The sequence below is a fragment of the Devosia insulae DS-56 genome, assembly GCF_000970465.2.
Lineage (GTDB): Bacteria > Pseudomonadota > Alphaproteobacteria > Rhizobiales > Devosiaceae > Devosia_A > Devosia_A insulae.
The window spans coordinates 1-3,525 of record NZ_LAJE02000295.1 but is presented as its reverse complement, the minus strand read 5'-3'; the positions used below and the strand labels follow the sequence as shown (position 1 = coordinate 3,525).

Genomic DNA, 3,525 nt, shown 5'->3' with positions numbered 1-3,525 from the left:
ATGATGCCTGCTGACCCCGAGTGCTTGGCTACCCCTCACCCTAACCCTCTCCCCAGAGGGGCGAGGGGACGCGCGCTGCACGGCCGGCGAACCCTCACAACCCCGCCAGCCACTCCGCGTATTCCGCCTCGTGCGACCCATCGAAATTCGCCATCCCCGGCTTGGTCAGCACGCCGCGCCGGGGCGGGATGAACGAGTGGATGCGGCGCTTGGGGTGTTCGCGCCAGTTGACGTTCACCGCGGCGAACTTTGGGAAAAACTCCAGCTCGTCATAGGGCAGGTGGTCGTGGATCCACCAGCCGAGCGCTTCCCAGCGGCCGGTGGCTTCGTACCAGGGGAGCAGCGCGTGGACGATGATGCAGGCGGTGGCGCCGATACCGCCCAGGGCGTCGCGCCGATCCCAGATATGTCCGCCGAAATTGGTTTCGTTGCGCCCGCAATTGAGGTCGTGCTCGTTGCCGAACTGATTGACCCCGGGCGAGCGATAGGCCGAGCGGATCGAGATGCGGCCGAAGCGCGCCGTCAGCGGTTCGAGGCATTCCTCGCAGAGGCGCTTGCCCGCTGCGATGGCGAGGTCGGGATCATCGGGAATATTGGGGATGCCATAGAAACTGGCGATCTCCGAATAGAGGAAATCGCGCATGAAGAAATTCTGGCTGAGCCGCACCCGGCCCAGTTCCTCGAGGCCCTTCATGCTTTGCGGTTTGCGCATTTTAGGTCACCCGCATCTATTCCGTTTCCGACAGTGTGAGCTATCAATGGTTTGGCGGACCACCCGTTTCCATCCGGAGTTGCAGAAAATGCTGAAGTTGCTTGCCGCGCTTGGCCTCGCCTTGGCCCTCAGCGCCTTCCCGGCGATGGCGCAGACCGATGCCGATACCGATGCGGCGGTGGACAGTGCGCTCGGCGATCATACGGCTTATCGCACGGCGTTCGATGCCATCCAGGAGGCGGTGGCCGACGGCGACAAGGCGGCTTTTGCCGCGTGGGTGTCGTATCCGATCGCGGTAACCGCCGATGGCGAGGAGATGAAGCTGAGCGACGCCGCGCAGTTCGAGGAGCACTACGACAATATCCTCACCGACGAGATCAAGGCGGCGATCACCGACCAGAAGTGGCAGGACCTGTTCGTCAACTACCAGGGCATCATGTTCGGCAACGGCCAGGTCTGGCTCAACGGCGTCTGCAAGGATGACAAGTGCGCCGAGTTCGACGTGAAGGTGATCACCATTCAGTCAACCGCCGATATCACACCGAAGGCCAACTAGCCCACGAGGCGATTCGTCTGCTTTAGTTCCGGTCGGGAACCCCGTCGGGCGACCCACGGGGAACGCCATGCTGCTGCAGATCATCTTTTACGTCGCGATCGCCGCCGAAGCGATGACCGCCGCGCTGGCGGCCGGGCGGCGGAAGATGGATTGGTTCGGCGTCTGCGTGCTCGCCTGCGTCACGGCGCTGGGCGGCGGCACGGCGCGCGACCTGGTGCTGGGGCATTATCCGCTGATCTGGGTCGAGAACCCGTATCTGCTGATCATCTGCTGCGCCGCCGCCTTCATCACCATCGCGCTGGCCCGTTACATGGCGGCGTTGCGCTGGCCGTTCCTGCTGCTCGATGCCTTGGGGCTTGCCGCCTTCACCATCATCGGCTGCAATGTGGCGCTGGAGATGGGGCAGCAGCCGATCATCGTGGTGGTCGCCGGGATGATCACCGGTATCGCCGGCGGCATCATGCGCGATATTTTATGCAACGAGGTGCCGCTGGTGTTCTCGTCCGAGCTCTATGCCACCGTCGCTATCATCTCGGGTACGCTCTACTATCTGGGCCGGTCGTTCGACGTGCCGCATGACCTGCTGGTGCTCGGCACTATCGCCATCGGCTTCGCGCTGCGCGTCGCGGCGATCGTGTGGAAGCTCGAAATGCCGAAATTCGTCTACGACAAGGAGCTGCGCTGATGGCTCGCCCGCAGCGCCTGCAAGTGTCGCGCAAGGCCGGTTTCAACCTGCAGGCGACTTCACTGGCGCTCAACGGCCTGCCGGCGAAGCTGATCACCCGGCCGGGGCGGTGGGGCAACCCTTTCACCATCGACGACACAGCCAGGCGCTATGGGCTCGATCATGCCGCGGCGCAGGTCAAAGCGGTGGAGCTGTGCGGGCAGTGGCTCACCGGTACGCTCGATCCGGCTTTGTCGCCGGGCGAGCCGCCGGCGCGGGCTGTCATCCGGGCGGAACTTCAAGGACATAACCTTGCCTGCTGGTGCAAGGCGGGGACGCCCTGTCACGCAGATACATTGATCGAACTGGCGAACGGATAGGCTGATGGCACGGATAAACTACCTCACGAGCATCGAGTTCGGCGCCGGCGCGCTCTCAACCCTTGCCGAGACGGTGGAGGAGTTCCGGCTCAACCGGCCGCTGCTGGTCGCCGATCGCGGCGTGCTGGCGGCAGGGCTGGTGGCCGAGGCGCTGGCGCATCTGCCGGCGGAAACCCCGGTGTTCCTCGATACGCCGCCCAACCCCACCGAGGGGGCGGTGATCGCGGCGCTCGAGCAATATCGCGGCGAAGGCTGCGACGGCATCGTCGCCATCGGTGGCGGCTCGCCGATCGACCTCGCCAAGGGCGTTGCGCTGCTGGCGACGCATCCGGGGCCGCTCGAGCAGTATGCGATGATCTATGGTGGGCTGGAGCGGATCGGCGCCAAGGTGGCGCCGCTGATCGCCGTGCCGACCACGGCGGGCACCGGCGCCGAAGTCGGGCGGGCGGCGCTGCTGACGCTCGACGATGGGCGAAAGCTCGGTTTCATCTCGCCGCATCTGATCCCGAAGCGGGCGATCTGCGACCCGGCGCTGACCTATGGGCTGCCGGCGGGCCTGACCGCCGCGACCGGGCTCGATGCGCTCAGCCACTGCATCGAGACACTCTGCTCGCCGCGGCTCAATCCGCCGGCCGAGGCGATCGCGCTCGATGGGGCCGGGCGGATCTGGCGGCATCTCGAAGCGGCCTGTCGCGATGGCCGCAACGCTACGGCGCGCTCGGAAATGATGATGGGCGCACTGATGGGCGGGCTCGCCTTCCAGAAGGGCCTGGGCGCGGTACATGCGCTGAGCCACGCGCTGGGCGGCCTCAAGGATGTTTCGCTGCACCACGGCACGCTCAACGCCATCCTGATGCCGCCGGTGCTGCGCTTCAACGGCCCGGAGATCGGCGAGAAGCTGGGGCGGCTGAAGGCCGCGATGGGCTTCCCGCCGGCCACCGACCTCGCCCGCGAACTCGATACGCTGAACCGCCGGCTGGGTATTCCCGAGGGCTTGCGCGGGCTGGGCGTGCGCGAAGATCACTTCGACTGGGTGATCGAACGGGCGCTGGCCGACCACAGCCACGCAACCAATCCACGATTGGCGACGGCGGAGGATTATCGGCAGTTGCTGGAAGCGGCGATGGATTGAGAGCAGATCTATCAGCCGCTTCCCTCCCCCTTGAGGGGAGGGATTGAGGGAGGGGGTGGTGCAGTCAGCACCGAGCGTCCC

The 3,525-nt window shown here is 65.7% G+C and carries 5 protein-coding genes; 4 read left to right on the top strand and 1 reads right to left on the bottom strand.

Annotated features, from left to right (window positions below):
• Window positions 1-94: 94 nt before the first annotated feature.
• Complete coding sequence (locus VW23_RS21045; protein WP_069911469.1) at window positions 95-712, bottom strand: hypothetical protein; 618 nt, start codon at window positions 710-712, stop codon at window positions 95-97.
• An 88-nt stretch (window positions 713-800) separates the two neighbouring features.
• Here VW23_RS21045 and VW23_RS21040 point away from each other — a divergent pair, with 88 nt between their 5' ends.
• The 4 genes from VW23_RS21040 (at window position 801) to VW23_RS21025 (ending at window position 3,444) form a co-directional block, all read left to right on the top strand.
• The gene (locus tag VW23_RS21040) at window positions 801-1,268 is read left to right on the top strand and encodes a hypothetical protein (RefSeq protein ID WP_069911470.1); all 468 of its coding nucleotides are present in this window, start codon (window positions 801-803) and stop codon (window positions 1,266-1,268) included.
• Between the two features lie 67 nt (window positions 1,269-1,335).
• Entirely contained in the window at window positions 1,336-1,953 is a 618-nt protein-coding gene (locus VW23_RS21035; protein WP_069911468.1) for a trimeric intracellular cation channel family protein, read from the top strand.
• Window positions 1,953-2,312 (top strand): DUF4326 domain-containing protein, encoded by a 360-nt coding sequence (locus VW23_RS21030; protein ID WP_069911467.1) that lies wholly within the window; start codon window positions 1,953-1,955, stop codon window positions 2,310-2,312. The genes VW23_RS21035 and VW23_RS21030 overlap by 1 nt, the downstream gene beginning before the upstream one ends.
• Window positions 2,313-2,316: 4 nt before the next feature.
• The gene (locus VW23_RS21025) at window positions 2,317-3,444 is read left to right on the top strand and encodes an iron-containing alcohol dehydrogenase (protein ID WP_069911466.1); all 1,128 of its coding nucleotides are present in this window, start codon (window positions 2,317-2,319) and stop codon (window positions 3,442-3,444) included.
• Window positions 3,445-3,525: the final 81 nt, after the last annotated feature.

What these genes read in the sequence shown, in the direction of transcription:
- VW23_RS21025 (WP_069911466.1), top strand. Translation starts at nt 2,317, where the DNA reads ATGGCACGGATAAACTACCTCACGAGCATCGAGTTCGGCGCCGGCGCG.
- VW23_RS21040 (WP_069911470.1), top strand. Translation starts at nt 801, where the DNA reads ATGCTGAAGTTGCTTGCCGCGCTTGGCCTCGCCTTGGCCCTCAGCGCC.
- VW23_RS21045 (WP_069911469.1), bottom strand. Translation starts at nt 712, where the DNA reads ATGCGCAAACCGCAAAGCATGAAGGGCCTCGAGGAACTGGGCCGGGTG.
- VW23_RS21030 (WP_069911467.1), top strand. Translation starts at nt 1,953, where the DNA reads ATGGCTCGCCCGCAGCGCCTGCAAGTGTCGCGCAAGGCCGGTTTCAAC.
- VW23_RS21035 (WP_069911468.1), top strand. Translation starts at nt 1,336, where the DNA reads ATGCTGCTGCAGATCATCTTTTACGTCGCGATCGCCGCCGAAGCGATG.